Below are 15,976 nucleotides of genomic sequence, written 5' to 3'. Positions count from 1 at the left end.
GATATTATGCAACACAGTCGCTATATATTACTGAAATCCTTAGGTTTTAGCCCAATAATATTCCTATAATGCAAAAAAAGTGCGGTGAATTTCACCGCACTTTTTTGTTAATGATGGTTAGGTTTGGAACCAAATTACCATTGGTAACCCACACCTACGGACCCCCCCACTTTACCGCGGCTGTTGGTATCACCTTGGAGTTTCAAGATGAGTTTACCGTTGTCTGAGGCACGGGAGTAACCCACTGCCACCGCAGATTCGCCTTGGTAAGCACCGGCTGCGACAGCAACCATAGATTTACCCGGTAGGTAAACCTGTGGTAAACCTGCTGCTGCACGGGCACCGGCAAGACCTGCACGCAAGTCTTTATTATCACGGTTAATTTTGTTGTAAATATCGCCTTTGGCTTTTTCCAACTGGCTAACATTCACCGCATCGGTTGGTGCTGTACCCGGTGCAACATTGGTAATTTTCGTACCGCCTGCATCAATACCGGTATTGCTATTGATACTTACCGGACCGACTTTCACGCTGTTAAATTCAACATCGTTTTTGGTTGCCACGGAAATCACACCATTATTTTGAGTGATTTGGATATTTTTACCTGCATCAATGGTGACCGTTTTACCCGGGTTCACTTTATGGTTACTTGTGCCTGAAACCACGCCTTGAGAAGCACTGGTTGTCAAGGTAAAGCCCGAATTATTGATGGCATTCGCCACATCGCCTGCGGTGGCAAGTGCGGTCGGTTCTGCCGGTGTATTTACCGAACCATCTACATTATTTGTTAATGGAGAGGTTTTTGCCGATACTTGGCTACCGGTTACATCACCCGCATCAACTTTTGTACCTGAACCATCACGTTGCGTGTTATAAGTACCGTCAGCTTGTTTGTAAAGTGTATCACCTGCAGTATTGGTATAAGTGATTTCCGTTGTCTTATCATCAACATTAACATGATAAGTCACGTCACTCATCGTACCATTAGTTACGGTGACATTCGCTGTCGTTCCATTACCATTGACAAAGTTCACAGTATCATAAGGTTTGACAAAGTCTTTTTTGGTACCGTTTTCTTTCAGGTTCCAACCGGCATTTAATACATCACCTAAAGTTGCCGCATTGCTACCGGATTTATTCGCTAAATCAGCCGCTTGCTCTGCGGTAATTGGTGCTTCTGTTGTCGGTTGACTTCCTGTACTTGTCGCATTTGGTAAATTTGATGCCATACCGGTGAAAGTTCCACCGTTTACATCAATCGCCGGAGCGATGTTACCATCAGCAACAGTCGTTGTGGTTGGTTTCATCACCACGGAACGCTCTACAACTTTATCGTCAGGGGTTGGTACTGCACCGTCTTTAGGCTTACCTGTATTCGGATCAATGTCATCAGGCTTGTAGTACTTGCCATCGACTTGAACAACCGGGTTACCCTGTGAATCCATTTTCCCGGCTTCACCGATTCTGACACTACCCACCTCAATATCTTTTGATAAGCCATAAGTAATGTTATGACCCTCTTGTTTGATTTCGAGGTTTTTCGCTGCCGCAAAATTCAACGTATCACCGGCTTTCACCTTAACGCCCTTGCTATCCGGTGCAGAAGTGATTTGCTCGTTTGTTTTGGTGGTATTGACCGTATGGGAGACATTATTAATGGTATCCACAATATCCCCAACCGTTGCGACTTTATTAGTGTTATCCACAGTCGTTACATCAGCTACATCAATAGGTGAGCCATCCTGTTTGGTGTAAGTTCCATCCTCATTTTTAGTTACTGGCTTACCGTCAGTATCTTCATAAGTGATAGTGGAAGCCTTACCATCATTCTGAACTGTTGATGCTCCTGTATCCACATCCACTTTCACCACGGTTTTGGTTGTCACTTCACCCTTAGGATCAGTTTGTTTCACTGTAGCGGTGCTGACAATCGTACCTTTACCATCTGCAAAACGAAGTTCATCGTTTGGATTGATTTTTTCATCCGCATTAGCAAATAGATCATCGGCTATTACAGTAGTTTCTTTACCCACAGTGAAACCGGATTCTTGGATAGCTTGAGCAACCTTATTACCGGTTACAAAGTTTTTACCATTATTTACAACTTGATCCGGTCTTAAATCTTTAGTTGGATCAGTCGGGTCTTTAATCGGGTCTTTACCTGCAAACGGTTTACCGGTTGTCGGATCGATGTCGGCTTTGTTATAAACTTTACCATCAACAATCACAACAGGCTTATTATCATCACCGTAAGTGCCTTCGTTAGGTTTAATCACCTCGCCTTGTTCCATTGCTATGGTAATTTCACGTACACCTGTTGTTGCATTGGTTGCACCTTTAACCGAAATACCGTTATCACCAATAAATTTCACCTCATTGGAATTTTTCACGGTATCGGTGTACTTATTACCTTCGGCGGAAACAATCCAACCCATATTGGCAATATCACCCACAGTAACCGCACTGGATTCCCATTTGGCTCTCTCTGCCGAATCGCTTGGTGGGGTTAAATCCACTAAGACATCTTTGTCTATCGGTGTGTCATTAGCAGGGTTTGTGTTAACGACTTTTTTATCCAATGCCGAAGCAATACCATTGATTTGGCTGTTATTACCCTCCGCATCTTTCACGCTTAGGGCTGTTGGATCTTTAACTTCAACTTTTTCAACAAGTTTGCTGTTAGGATCATTCTCATCTTCAGGAACTAATGTAATCTCCTTAGTAGAAATCCCCTTATCTGCGGTTAATTCCACAGGTGTAAAGCGATCTTTCACGTCACTTGGATTAATTGGATTTACAGAGGAATCAACAGGGTTGCCTGTTGCTGGATCCATTTCTGTACCGGCTGGGTAGTAGTTACCGTTTTTAGCTTGCACAACCGGATCTCCGTTAGAATCAACTTTATTCGGCATACCAATTTTCGCACTGTTAAACTCGACATCATCTTTTGTTGAGTAAGTGTAGCTCACCGTTTCTTTTCCGGTTACCTCATCTTTTTCAATACTTTGTGTAACCTGCATATTTTTGCCGGCTTCAAAGTTCACGGCTTCACCCGGATTAATCAAGGTTTCAGAGGCATCGCCGGTTGCGGTTGTTGAGTTGGTTCTCCAACCGGAATTATTGATCGCATTTGCTACATCACCTGCCGTAGCAAGTTTGTTGCCGGCTTTCACTTCTTCCGCTTTCGCATCTTCTAATGCTTGTTGTAAATCCGGATCAGTTGGATTTGCAGCTAAAGCCTCTTCCGCTTGTTTCACCGCATTTTTTGCATCTGCCAATGGATCTTTGATAGAACCATCGGTATCTGCTTCCACTTTAGCGGTATCCACATCCACTTTCACAACAGTTTTAGTTTCCACTTCACCGTTCGGATCGATGCGTTTCACTGTACCTGTGCTGACAATCGTGCCTTTACCGTCTGCGAAACGAAGTTCATCGTTTGGATTGACTTTTTCATCCGCATTATTAAATGTAATGTCAGATGTATCTTTTTCTTTACCCACCCAGAAACCGGATTCTTGGATAGCTTGAGCAACTTTATTACCGGTTACAAAGTTTTTACCATTATTTACAACTTGATCCGGTGTTAAATCTTTAGTTGGATCAGTCGGGTCTTTAATCGGGTCTTTACCTGCAAACGGTTTACCGGTTGTCGGATCAATATCGCCTTTGTTATAGACTTTACCATCACCGGCAACGATAACATCTTTTCCATTGTAAGTGCCTTCGTTAGGTTTAACGACTTCACCCTCTTCAATGGCAACAGTAATTTCACGTACACCGTCTTTGGTTTCACCTGTAACAGATATACCGTTTTTACCTTTGAATTTCACTTCATTAGCGTTTTTCACGGTATCGGTGTAATTGTTACCTTCAGCAGAAACAATCCAACCCATTTTGGCAATATCACCCACAGTGACCGCACTGGATTCCCATTTGGCTTTATCTGCCGGGTCAGTTGGCGGAGTTAAATCCACTAAAGTATCTTTGCCGGTTGGGGTAGTTGCATTTTCAGGATTTTTCGTTGCAACCTCTTTTGTTCCCAATGCCGAAGCAATACCATTGATTTGGCTGTTTTCGCCATTGGCATCTTTCACGCTTAATGCTGTTGGCGGATTATTCACGGTTACATTGCTGTTAGGATCATTAGGATCACGAGGTTCTAATGTTGTGTCCTTAGTGGAAACACCTTTATCCGCTGTTAATTCCACAGCCGTAGCATTTTTCACCTTAGTCGGGTCAATCGGTTGAACGCTCGGATCGACCGGATCTCCGTTTTCGTCCAACTGCGTACCCTCTGGGTAGTAGTTACCGTTTGAGGACTGCACAACTGGATTACCGTTTTCATCCACTTTGCCCGCTTTACCAACGGTTGCACTATTCACCTCAATATCATTTGATAAACCATAAGTAATAGTGTGATTATCTTGCTTGATTTCGAGATTTTTCGCTGCCACAAAGTTAAGCGTATCGCCCGCTTTCACCGCTACGCCAGTGTTATCTTCCGCAGAAGTGATTTGTTCGTTTGTTTTGGTGGTATTTACCGTATGGAATACATTGTTAATGGTATTGGCAATATCGCCAATCGTGGCTATTTTGTTATCGTGATTTTCTACATTTGTTGTCACATCACCTTCAGCGATAGGGTTCCCATCTACATCGGTATAAGTACCGTCTGTATTTTTCGTCACCGGATTACCGTTCGCATCAGTATAGGTCGTTGTGTTGCCGGCAATCGCTTTACCTTTATCGTCACCTTCAGTTGGAACAGTTGTAAATGTTCCCAAATCTACATCAAATGTCACATTGGTGGTGACGTTATCGGCAGTTTCTGCTTTCGCAATGGTGCCTTGACCGTTCACAAAGTTTACCGTGTCATAAGGTTTAACAAAATCAACCGTACTATTATTATTTTTTAAATTCCAACCGGCATTCAGCACATCGCCTAATGTCGCCGCATTTGTAGTGGTGATGTTTGTCGGTTTGGTCAATGCATTGCTGGTATTATTGTCCGGTAAAGTGGTATTTAAACCGCCAATCACATTTTTACCATCAGGCGTTGTACCAATCGTGATTGGATTTTCAATAGTCGTTGTGCCATTTACTGTTTTTGGTGTGCCACCAATTTTCGCACTGGTAAACTCAGGGTTTTCCGCCATTTGGATTTGAACACCGTTATCATCAACGATAGTTTGAATATTTTTCGCAGAATACTTGCCAGTAACAGCGGTATCGGCATTGCGGGTGATACCGTCAACCTTTCTTGCCGCACCAATAATATTCAGTGTTTGACCTAATTGACGATCCAAACCAACATTACTCACTGTCTCGGTTGCATTCGTTGTGGCATTAAATACTTCGCGTGATGCCTTGTTGGTATTTGCGGTAAATGTTAATGGATTTGCCGCTTGTGTCATCACTGCGTAAAGTTGCGAACCGTTGATCCCATCTGTGGAATTAGCATCAATATGACCTGCCGCCACATTTTTTAATTGACGTTCAGCCTTAACACGACCGATAGAGACATATTTCCCTGCATCTTTCGGCTGACCTGCAAAACCGCTATAAGTAAAGGTACCACCCTCAGAGGTTCTCACGGTTGCACTTTCTACTGCGCCAACTTCGTGTGAAGCACCTGTTGAACCCACAACTTCTGTTGAAGAATCCCCTAACACCACAGAACCCTCAGTGCTTAAAGAGGTGATATTTGAACCCAATGCGACGGATTTTTCACCGGATACAGTTGTACCTGTACCGAAAGCAATGGAAGAATTACCCGTTGAAGTAACCTCTGCATTGCTACCCATGGCAACCGCATCTACTGCTTGAGATTTTGCATTAGCACCAAACGCTAAAGCATTTGTTTGGTTAGCAAAGGCTTTATAACCCACAGCGGTTGCATTCATTTCTAAGGCTTGTGCACCCGTACCCACAGCGGTGGTAAAATCACCTTCCGCCACCGCACCGGCAGCAATCGCCACCCCACCTTTGGTTGATTTTAATGAAGTTGAGCTGAATGTAGCACTGTTAATATCAGTAGGGCTTTGCTTGCCCACTCTGGCACCCGTACCGATAGCGGTTCCGAGTTCTGCACCATCTTCAACGAATGAGGATGTACCTAATGCTGTCCCAAATAAAGAATTGGAATGGGCTTTTTGACCGATTACCACAGAACCGCTTTTGGCATAGGTGGTTTCATAGAAGTCCTTTTTCGATTTTCCGTCGTAATCAATCTCATTGGTTTTTAATGTATTTGGTGCTAAATCGTCACCAACAATACTTTTATAAATTTCTCTATTATTTTGTGTATTAACGGTCGTCATATCGTTACCACCAATGGCAACGGAACTATGACCCGCAATAACCTGCGCACCAATAGCAATGGCTTGGTCGCCGATTGCTCTGGAGTCAAAACCAATAGCGGTGGCTTCGTTTGATTGGTAGTAATTGATAACGTTTCCTTTCTCATCCAGCTGATTCTGGAATGTGTTTCCAGCGGCATCAAACATACCTGCACGATACATCAAACGATCTACGGTTAAATCGCCCGTTGCCGTCGCATAGTCAGCATCTCTGAGGTTATTTGCTGTAGAAATAGTGGAAGTACCATTAGAACTTGTTAACAAACCGGCTAAAGAATTACCACCGATAATAGTTGCTCCACGAGATTGCTGGCTATCTGTGTTTCGCACAATCGCGTCAGTACCAATTACTACAATATGACGATTTTGTACATTTTTCTCAGTTGCACGAATCCCCTGTGCATTTGCACCAATAACGACCGCATTTCGGACAGTAGCAACTGTATTATTACCTATTGCAATTGAATCTTGATCTGCAGTTGCTTTAGCATTCAAACCAAGAGCAATATTTCCACCGTAATCAGTATCAATGAGGACATTTGCATCTTGATTATTTACATTTTTTACCGGAGTATTGGCACCTTTGACGACCAACCGATCTGCCGTTGCTGCAAAGGCGGATTCCGCCGTTAATAACGCACCCGCCATTCCCATTGCCACGAGAAGTTTGCTTGGTGCGAGACGTTTATCCGTAGAAGAGGATTGTTTACCTCTACGTTTTGTTAATTCTGACACAACCACAAAACTTTGTGTCGCTTGATTCCAAATAATTTTGAAAACTTTGTTCATGTCATTTGCTCCCCAATAGTATAATCAAAAAAACACTCCAAAAAACTGCACGGAAAATAGTGTTTGTTATCCTTAACCTTTGCAAACATTCCTATTACAACACTACATTATAAACCCGTGCCTAATTTTATCGGCACGGATTCTATCGACAAATTTGATGTAAATCAAAAAATTTACACATACTTTACATTAGGCTTTTAGGGCAGGCAGGCAGGCAGGCAGGCAATTTTGCCCCTTTAAACCATAAAAACAACAAAAAAATTAACCGCACTTTTGTTTGTAAAAGGTAGGGACACACTGCGTGTGTCCGCTTTAAAATCCAAAATAATTTCAATGACTTACAATTCGGACACAGGCACTGTGTCCCTACTTTTTATTGAATTGACAAAAGGGTTGTAAGGTGTGTGAACCGCAAGGTTCACACACGAACCTTTCATATTTCGTGCGTGGATTTTCAATCCATCCCCCTACTTTTATCGGTTCGAATACACAAAACCGCACAAAAGTGCGGTGGGTTTATGGGTTATTTTTAATATTGAGTATCAAAAATATAAAGCGATTACTTCAATGTTTTTGACTCGGGCTGTTCTTTGTTTAGACGGTAAAGCTGATAAAGGTTTACGCAAACCAGAAAGCCATTTAGCACCGCGACGGGATAGGCTCCGATAATCACACCGTAAATCACAAACAACGCTGCGCCGATACTATTCACTATGCGTAACTGAACGATTGATTTAAACAAAAATGAAGCGGCGACAAAAAACGTGGCGATATAGCCTAATAATTCAATGAAATTCAATTCCATACTATGCTCCTGTTTTGAGTAAAAATAAATGCGTGCCGCATAATAAAAGATTTAGGGAGAGAGGAAAAGAGGCGAAAGACAGGCAACCGATTGCCCTGTAAAATTTTTATTCCGCCCTTAAAGCCTTTAAACAAAAACCGTTTGAACCAACGCCATATAAAAAATCGTGCCTGCGGCAATAGAGAGAAACATATTCTTTTTCCCAAAATGCAACAACAAAACCAATGCACCGGCAAGGAAATCCGGTATACCGCGATAACCGCTCAAAATATCAATATTTTTATAACAGTAGATCACCAGCATACCAAACATCGCCGCCGGTAGAACTTTTCCAAGATAGCGAATATATTCGGGAATCGGGCGGTTTGCCGGAAAAACCCAAAAAGGCAAAAGGCGGGTAAATTGTACCGCAAGCACGCAAATGCCGACTGTGATGATATGTTCCGTCACTGTCATTTTAATGCCTCCAATTTGGTTTCGAGTTTGGGGCGGCGTAAAGTCAGCACGAGCCAAATACTAATAAGCGTTGGAATAAGAAAATGTTGCTTTCCTACAATTAACAAAAAAATCAATGTGAGCCCCAAGCCCAGCAATGAGCTTTCGTGAGATTTTTCTTTCATCCAGTTTTCCGCAAAAATCACGAGGAAAAGTGCGGTCATAGCAAATTCCACGCCTTTTAAATTCACCGGTAAAATTTCGCCAAATAGATTTCCCAAGGTTGCCCCCACAACCCAATAAATGTGCAGATACAGGCTCACGAAAAACATATACCAGCCTTTGTCCAAGTGCGGTGGGATTTTCGCCATATAATTCAGGGAAAAAGACTCATCCACCAAACTGCTGATTAGATACCAACGTTTTTTCCCTAGATGTGCACCGTATTTTTCTAACATTGAAATGCCATAGAAAATTTGGCGACCGCTCACCATCAGCGTAATCAATAAAACACTAAGCGGAGAAAAAGGAGCGACAAGGGCTGCGGCGGCAATAAACTCTACCGATCCGGCATAAATTAATAATGCCATCAACATGGGGTATAACACGCCAAAACCAAGGGCTTTCATATAAATGCCGTATGCCACACCGAGAAATAAAAATCCGGCGATCATGGGCGCGCTATAAGGTAATGCTGCTTTCGCTGCCGCACGAATAGGATGTTGAGATAATTCCATTAACGACTTCTCTTACGGTAAAACAGATAACCCCGGTAAGGTGGAAAAACTTTGAGATTTGACGGTTTGATAAAAATCCTCCACGTAGGCGAGTTTTTTATCTTCTTTACGAATGGCTGCGTATAAATTGCTGTATAGCCCCGCTTGGGTAATTTTGCGTGCCACTACATAGCCTTTTTCAAGGTAAGGCAATGCCGCCCAATAAGGCACAGTGGCAATGCCACGACGGCTTGCCACCAATTGAATCATTGCGATAGTGAGTTCCGTAGTGCGGCGGGTTGGATTAATCCCTTTTGGTTTCAACACTTTACGCAGTAAATCCAGCATATCGTCCGGTACCGGATAAGTGACCCAAGTTTCTTCGGCAAAATCTTCCGCCTGCCACACCGCTTTTGCCGCCAACGAATGATCTTTCGAGCAAATTCCCATCATTTCATAGGAAAAGAGCGGTTTAAAAATCACCTCATCGTTGTCTTCAATTTCCGACACAATGACGCAATCGGCACGGTGAGAAAGCAACAAACCGACAGGATCGGTATGAAAACCGGAAACAATATCCAATTCTACCAAGCCCCAATTCTGACGAAACGCATCCATTGCCGGCATCAACCAATCAAAACAGGTGTGGCATTCCACCGCAATTCTCAACTGCCCTGCCTCACCGTGTTTAACACGAAGCAAATCTCGCTCTGCATCAATCACTTTAGGCATCACCTCATTGGCAAGGCGAATCAAACGTTCCCCTGCAGCGGTTAAACGTAACGGTTGGCTTTTGCGTTCAAACAACGGCAAACCGAAGTGATCTTCAATCAGTTTTATTTGATGGGAAAGTGCGGACTGGGTGAGATAAACCCGTTTCGCTGCCGATGAAACACTACCCGTTTCTTTGAGGGCGAGCAACGTTTTCAGATGTCGAAGTTCAAGAAAAGTGGCTTTCATTAAAACAATTCATAAAACCTAGGAAATGAATGAGCGATATGATACCCCAAAACCATGAAAATGAAAGGCAAAAGTGCGGTCAATTTTGACCGCACTTTTATTTTTCACGCCACGAATTTATTAATGAAGACGCAATAAGCGTTGTTCTGCCGTTTTTCTCACCTCATCGGGAATATCCTTTGAGATCAATACTTCACGATACATCATTGAGGCGAGGAATTTATTGGCTTTGGTGCCGATACCTTCTTCATAGAAAATGCCTAAACGCAATTTGGCGATAGGATTATTCAAATCTACCGCTTTCTTCACCCATTCAAAGGCTTTGGCTTCATTTTTTTGTTTTAAGTAAATTTCAGAAAGCATTATCATGGCGTCCAAATCTTTTAATTTTGCGGTGGTTTCAAATAATTTAATCGCCTGCGGAATATCTTTTTTTACATACCCCCCTTGATAATACATCATCGCCAGATTATTAATGGCACGAATACTGCCCCGCTCTGCCGCTTCACTAAACCACCAATAGGCTTTTTCTTGATCTTTTTGCACGCCACGCCCTAAGTTATAGAGCATGCCCAAATTGCTTTGTGCCAACACATTTCCCTCAAGAGCCAAAGGCTGCATAATATTAAAAACCGATTTCCAATCCTGCTTATTGGCAAAATCCTGTGCCATATCCAAACGTTGTTGGTCGGTCAATTTTGCTGTGGGGTTCATTTCTTCCCCCTGAGAAAAGGTTGAAAGCGATAAAAGTGCGGTCAAAATGAAGCATAATTTTTTCATGATATTTATCCTACTAAACGTAAACTATAAGGTGCCGAGCAAAAGAAAAATAAAGAAAATAGCGGTGATAACGAACTCCGTTAGACCTACTTGTTTGACAGAAAGTTTCTTTCTTGGCAAATAAATCGCTCTAACCCAACCCACACCAAATGCCGACATCAGATAAAATTGTCCGGTGAAGGCAAAATAGGCAATCAGGAAGGAATGATACAAAATAGAAACACGCAGATAAAGGGGATTTTTTCGCTCCCGCATCATGGATTTGATATAAAGTGTGGTGCCAATGAAAAACAAAGCGGGATAAAGGGCAACCCAGCAAATTTTGGTATCAAACGTGCGGTCAGGAAAATAATAAGCGCCCATACCGGCAAGGGCAAAGATGATAATACCTGCAATATCATTGAATAAATGGCGTTCATTTTTTTGTTTGATGTAATAAATATTCACCCAAACGAAAGGCAACATCGCCAACATAAAATATAAAATTTGTCCGTTATAAAATACGGCAGGGAGGGCAAAAATGAATGCGGCAGAGGCATAAATTATCGTCCAATTTCGGTATAGGGGGTTATTTTTGTTTTTAAACAAATTCAAAAAAGGATAAGACATCAAATAAAGGGCACACCAAGCGAGAAATAAAAAACTATGCGCCCACACAGGATGGGCTAATAACATCCCGTAAATAAAGGGTAACAATGCCATAACAATGGCACCGTGCTGGTTGGAAATTAATAATTTCATTGCGATTTTAGTTGAGAATAATTGTCGGGTATTTTACTCCGCTAAAGTCAGATTTACAAAAAACCGACCGCACTTTAGAATAGCTCAACATCATTATTGAGGAGAAAGCGATGAAAATTCAACGTATTCAACCAAGCGACCGTTTTTGTGAGGTTTCCATTCACAACGGCGTGGCCTATTTTGCCGGACAAGTGCCTGAAACCACAGTGGAAAAAAATGCCTACGAGCAAACCAAAGAGGTGCTTTCCCTGATTGATACATTACTGGCGAAAATCGGCTCTCATAAAAACAAAATCCTCAATGCACAGGTGTTTCTTGCAAATATGCAAGACTATGCACAATTCAATCAAGCATGGGATGAATGGGTCGATGTTGAAAATCCGCCAAGTCGTGCTACCGTTGAAGCCGCATTAGCCCTGCCGCAATGGAAGGTGGAAATCGTTATCACGGCGGCGGTTTAATCGTCAATTTGTGATTTATCGCAAAGCTATTTTTTCCCATTTATTTTACAATTTAAACTTTCTCACACAGTAAAAAAAGGAGTAGATTATGCAAACTTGGACAACAGAAATGTGGCAAGCGGCCGGTATTGGTCTTATTGTTGGTGTGGTACTCGGCTATTTGATTTTACGTTTAACCAAAGCTTCCGTTAAACAACAATTGAAAACGGAAACAGAGCTTAAAAGTGTTAAAGCTCAACTTGACAGCCAAAATGAACAGTTGGAAAAACACTTTGCCGAAAGTGCAGAGTTATTTAAAACCCTCATTGGTGACTATCAAAAACTCTATCGTCACTATGCCCAATCTTCCGATACCTTATTAGGAAAAAGCCCAAGAGGTTTATTCACTCAGCAATTAATCACCGCCACCGATAAACCTCAAGAACAACCGCCACGGGATTATTCTGAAGGCTCATCGGGATTATTTAAACCTCATGAGGAAAAAGCCCAATAACCCCAAAAGTGCGGTCAAATTTGACCGCACTTTGATCTGTGTGCCAATCCGACAACGCATTTTATAGGTATTTTTATGAAAGAAAACGTGGTTTCCTTAGCTCAGGCGTTGATTCGCCGTCCTTCCGTTAGCCCAAATGATGAGGGTTGCCAACAACTCATTGCCAGCCGATTGGAAAAACTGGGCTTTAAAATTGAATGGCTCCCTTTTAACGACACCCTAAACCTATGGGCCAAACACGGTAGTGGTGAGCCTGTGATTGCTTTTGCCGGTCATACGGATGTTGTGCCGACAGGTGATGAAAGCCAATGGAAATTTCCTCCTTTCGATGCCACGATCATTGATAATATGCTCTATGGACGAGGGGCGGCGGATATGAAAGGCTCGCTGGCTGCGATGGTTGTCGCGGCAGAAGACTATGTGAAAGCCCACCCAAATCATCCCGGCACTATCGCTCTTTTGATTACCTCGGATGAAGAAGCCGCAGCAAAGGACGGGACAGTGCGGGTGGTTGAAACCTTAATGGCGCGTAATGAAAAGATCACTTACTGTATGGTGGGTGAACCTTCAAGCACGGAAATGTTAGGCGATGTGGTAAAAAATGGTCGCCGGGGTTCCATCACAGGAAACCTTTATATTCAAGGAATTCAAGGTCATGTTGCCTATCCGCATTTGGCAGAAAATCCCATTCATCAAGCCGCGCCCTTTTTACAGGAATTAACCACTTATCAATGGGATAAGGGTAATGCATTTTTCCCCCCAACCAGTTTACAAATCGCAAATATTCATGCGGGAACAGGGAGTAACAATGTCATTCCGGGTGAACTTTATGTGCAATTTAATTTACGTTATTGCACTGAAGTGAGCGATGAAATCATCAAACAAAAAGTGGCGGAAATGTTAGAAAAACACGCCTTGAAATATCGTATCGACTGGCAACTTTCCGGCAAACCTTTTTTAACCCAACCCGGAAAATTAGTGAATGCTTTAGTAGATAGCCTTCAAAAAGTAACGGGCATCACGCCACGCCTTGAAACCGGCGGCGGCACATCAGACGGACGTTTTATTGCGCTGATGGGGGCGGAAGTGGTGGAATTTGGGCCGCTTAATACCACCATTCACAAAGTCAACGAATGTGTAAACGTCAATGATCTTGCCAAATGCGGACAAGTTTATTATCAAATGTTAATTAACCTATTGGAGGGCTGAAATGCGTTTAACATCACAAATGCTCACCGGAAAATCCCGTGAACATTTGGTTAATCTCCCCACGCCCCACTCTGCCCATCACTTTTTGCAACCTCAGGCAAAGAAAGCCTTTCAAAGCCTGCAACAAAGTGCGGTCAAAAATGGCTTTAATTTACAACCGGCAAGTAGTTTTCGGGATTTTGCCCGCCAACAACTTATTTGGAATGGTAAATTTAACGGCGAACGAAAAGTCCACGATGATACAGGTGATGGGTTAGATTTAACCCGATTAGACGATTGGCAAAAATGCCAAGCAATTTTGCGCTGGTCAGCCCTACCGGGCGCTAGCCGCCATCACTGGGGAACAGAGATTGATATTTTCGACCCAAATCGCCTTCCCACAGGTCAAACATTGCAATTAGAGCCTTGGGAATATGAAAAAGGGGGCTATTTCTTTGAGCTGAGTGAATTTCTCAGTGAAAATCTCCCCCATTTTGATTTTGAACGCCCCTTTATGGCGATGCCGCCTGAGAAAAAAATCGGGCGGGAGCCTTGGCATATCAGTTATATCCCTTTGGCTAAGAAAGCGGCTGAACAATTCTCACCCGAGATATTATTAGAGGCTTGGCAAGGAGAAGAAATTGGTGGGAAAGAAACCCTCATCGCACATTTTGAAGCGATTTTTAAGGGCTTTATCGTTTAGCAAGGTAGGCTAGCATATCGCCATTGCATATTGTTTTTTATTCGGTTGTAGGACACACAACCTGTGTCCTTTATAAAAATTAAATTATTTCAATAAAATTAAAATTTGGACACCGGCAATGTGCCCCTACATTCTGTTAAAACGTCCGTTTTTATCACCGCACTTTTTCTATTTTTTATGCTTTTCCAAAGATTTATGCTGAATTTTGACCTTTTTGCCTTTTGCTTTAAAATACTCACCAAGCTGTTGGGCAATATAGACGGAGCGATGTTTCCCCCCGGTACAACCAATGGCGATGGTTAAATAACTGCGATTATTTTGCTCTAACATCGGTAGCCAAGTTTCAATGTAATTGCGTGTGCGATAGATAAAATGGTTAACATCATCGTGACTATTTAAAAAACGGGCAACCGGTTCATCGAGCCCTGTCATTGGTCGAAGCTGTGGATCCCAATGAGGATTTGGCAAAAAACGCACATCAAACACATAATCGGCATCTAAGGGAATGCCATATTTAAAACCAAAAGATTCCACCACGATTTTCAGTTCTTTGTCTGCATTTCCTTTTAAGAATTCGCGTAATTTTTCCGCAAGGCTGTGGGTGGAAATATGGGTGGTATCAATAATGAAATTAGCATGTTGAAGCAAAGGCTCAAGTTGTTGATATTCCTGATCAATGGCAGCTTCAAGGGCAAGATCTTTCACCGAAAGCGGGTGCAATCGACGAGAATCGCTATAACGTCGAATAAGGGTGCTGCGATCGGATTCTAAAAAAATAATTTTTGTGGTATAGCGTTGTTGAATGGCTGTCAGAATTTGATCGAGGGAATGGCTTGATTCGGGTAAATTACGAATATCAAGACTAATGGCCACCGCACTGTGGTTTTTCGCCAAGATCTCCGTCAGTTGAGAGAGTAAATCCAAAGGAAGATTATCAACACAATAGTAGCCCATATCTTCTAATGCACGCAATGCAACGGATTTCCCCGCGCCTGAACGACCACTGATAATGATAATTTCCATAAAAACCTCGTAATACTATGCGTTATCCTCAGGCAAAGCCTCTGTGCTTTCCGGCATTTGATCCACAATCTCAAAAATTTGCCAAATTTCCTCCGCACTTTTTGCCGAACGTAATTGTTTGAGAAAATTTTTGTCAGCCAGTTTTTCCGTTAACGCAGAAAGCACCGGAATATAGGTTTGGCACTGTTTTTCCGGCACCAGCACCGCAAAGACCAAATCCACCGGCTTGCCATCTTGGGCATCATAATCAATAGGGGTTTCCAATTGCATAAAAACCGCTAAAGCTTTATCCGTTGCATCAGCCGGTAATTTTGCTTTTGGCATCGCCACGCCATTGCCTAATCCCGAATTACCCAATTTTTCACGATTAAACAGACATTCAAAACAGGCTTGCTCGCCTTTGTCGCAATGTAATTGTTCAACAACAAAGTGGGCAATGGATTCAAATAAACGCTTTTTACTTGAAAAGCAGACACCCTGACGGATATTTTCAGGGCGAAAAAGCTCGGTTAATTTCATC

13 protein-coding genes are annotated in these 15,976 nt (G+C 42.6%); 4 read left to right on the top strand and 9 right to left on the bottom strand.

Features of this window, described 5'->3' with window-relative positions:
* Nucleotides 1-134 precede the first annotated feature (134 nt).
* The 7 genes from BKK52_RS03270 to BKK52_RS03240 all read right to left on the bottom strand — a co-directional run bounded on the left by BKK52_RS03270 (nt 135) and on the right by BKK52_RS03240 (nt 11,588).
* On the bottom strand, nt 135-7,151 hold the full coding sequence (locus BKK52_RS03270) for a YadA-like family protein (RefSeq protein WP_077477880.1): 7,017 nt from the start codon (nt 7,149-7,151) through the stop codon (nt 135-137).
* A gap of 559 nt (nt 7,152-7,710) precedes the next feature.
* Nucleotides 7,711-7,956, bottom strand: coding sequence for a YgjV family protein (locus BKK52_RS03265; protein WP_077477878.1), 246 nt, complete (start codon nt 7,954-7,956; stop codon nt 7,711-7,713).
* A gap of 126 nt (nt 7,957-8,082) precedes the next feature.
* Entirely contained in the window at nt 8,083-8,412 is a 330-nt protein-coding gene (locus BKK52_RS03260) for a branched-chain amino acid transporter permease (protein ID WP_077477877.1), read from the bottom strand.
* Complete coding sequence (gene azlC, locus BKK52_RS03255; protein ID WP_077477875.1) at nt 8,409-9,128, bottom strand: azaleucine resistance protein AzlC; 720 nt, start codon at nt 9,126-9,128, stop codon at nt 8,409-8,411. Before azlC ends, BKK52_RS03260 begins: the two co-directional genes overlap by 4 nt.
* 12 nt (nt 9,129-9,140) lie before the next feature.
* On the bottom strand, nt 9,141-10,067 hold the full coding sequence (locus BKK52_RS03250; protein ID WP_077477873.1) for a LysR family transcriptional regulator: 927 nt from the start codon (nt 10,065-10,067) through the stop codon (nt 9,141-9,143).
* A gap of 120 nt (nt 10,068-10,187) precedes the next feature.
* Nucleotides 10,188-10,847, bottom strand: coding sequence for a tetratricopeptide repeat protein (locus tag BKK52_RS03245; protein WP_077419826.1), 660 nt, complete (start codon nt 10,845-10,847; stop codon nt 10,188-10,190).
* Between the two features lie 24 nt (nt 10,848-10,871).
* Complete coding sequence (locus tag BKK52_RS03240) at nt 10,872-11,588, bottom strand: YwiC-like family protein (protein ID WP_077419827.1); 717 nt, start codon at nt 11,586-11,588, stop codon at nt 10,872-10,874.
* 110 nt (nt 11,589-11,698) lie between these two features.
* On the opposite strand from BKK52_RS03240, the gene BKK52_RS03235 reads away from it, so the two are divergent.
* From BKK52_RS03235 to BKK52_RS03220, 4 genes are all read left to right on the top strand, one after another.
* Entirely contained in the window at nt 11,699-12,049 is a 351-nt protein-coding gene (locus BKK52_RS03235) for a RidA family protein (protein WP_077419828.1), read from the top strand.
* Nucleotides 12,050-12,137: 88 nt separating this feature from the next.
* Complete coding sequence (locus BKK52_RS03230) at nt 12,138-12,542, top strand: Z-ring associated ZapG family protein (RefSeq protein ID WP_077419829.1); 405 nt, start codon at nt 12,138-12,140, stop codon at nt 12,540-12,542.
* A gap of 75 nt (nt 12,543-12,617) precedes the next feature.
* Nucleotides 12,618-13,751: a succinyl-diaminopimelate desuccinylase gene (gene dapE / locus BKK52_RS03225; protein WP_077419830.1), complete on the top strand. Its 1,134-nt coding sequence runs from the start codon at nt 12,618-12,620 to the stop codon at nt 13,749-13,751.
* A gap of 1 nt (nt 13,752) precedes the next feature.
* On the top strand, nt 13,753-14,433 hold the full coding sequence (locus tag BKK52_RS03220) for a M15 family metallopeptidase (RefSeq protein ID WP_077474302.1): 681 nt from the start codon (nt 13,753-13,755) through the stop codon (nt 14,431-14,433).
* A gap of 168 nt (nt 14,434-14,601) precedes the next feature.
* On the opposite strand, the gene rapZ is transcribed toward BKK52_RS03220, so the two are convergent.
* Nucleotides 14,602-15,456, bottom strand: coding sequence for an RNase adapter RapZ (gene rapZ / locus BKK52_RS03215; RefSeq protein WP_077477871.1), 855 nt, complete (start codon nt 15,454-15,456; stop codon nt 14,602-14,604).
* Nucleotides 15,457-15,471: 15 nt separating this feature from the next.
* The gene (gene ptsN, locus BKK52_RS03210) at nt 15,472-15,975 is read right to left on the bottom strand and encodes a PTS IIA-like nitrogen regulatory protein PtsN (RefSeq protein ID WP_077427352.1); all 504 of its coding nucleotides are present in this window, start codon (nt 15,973-15,975) and stop codon (nt 15,472-15,474) included.
* Nucleotide 15,976 lies beyond the last annotated feature (1 nt).

Source organism: Rodentibacter trehalosifermentans (genome assembly GCF_002000545.1).
GTDB classification, from domain to species: domain Bacteria; phylum Pseudomonadota; class Gammaproteobacteria; order Enterobacterales; family Pasteurellaceae; genus Rodentibacter; species Rodentibacter trehalosifermentans.
Note: the sequence above shows the minus strand (reverse complement) of the source record. Positions and strands in the feature narration are given on the sequence as shown.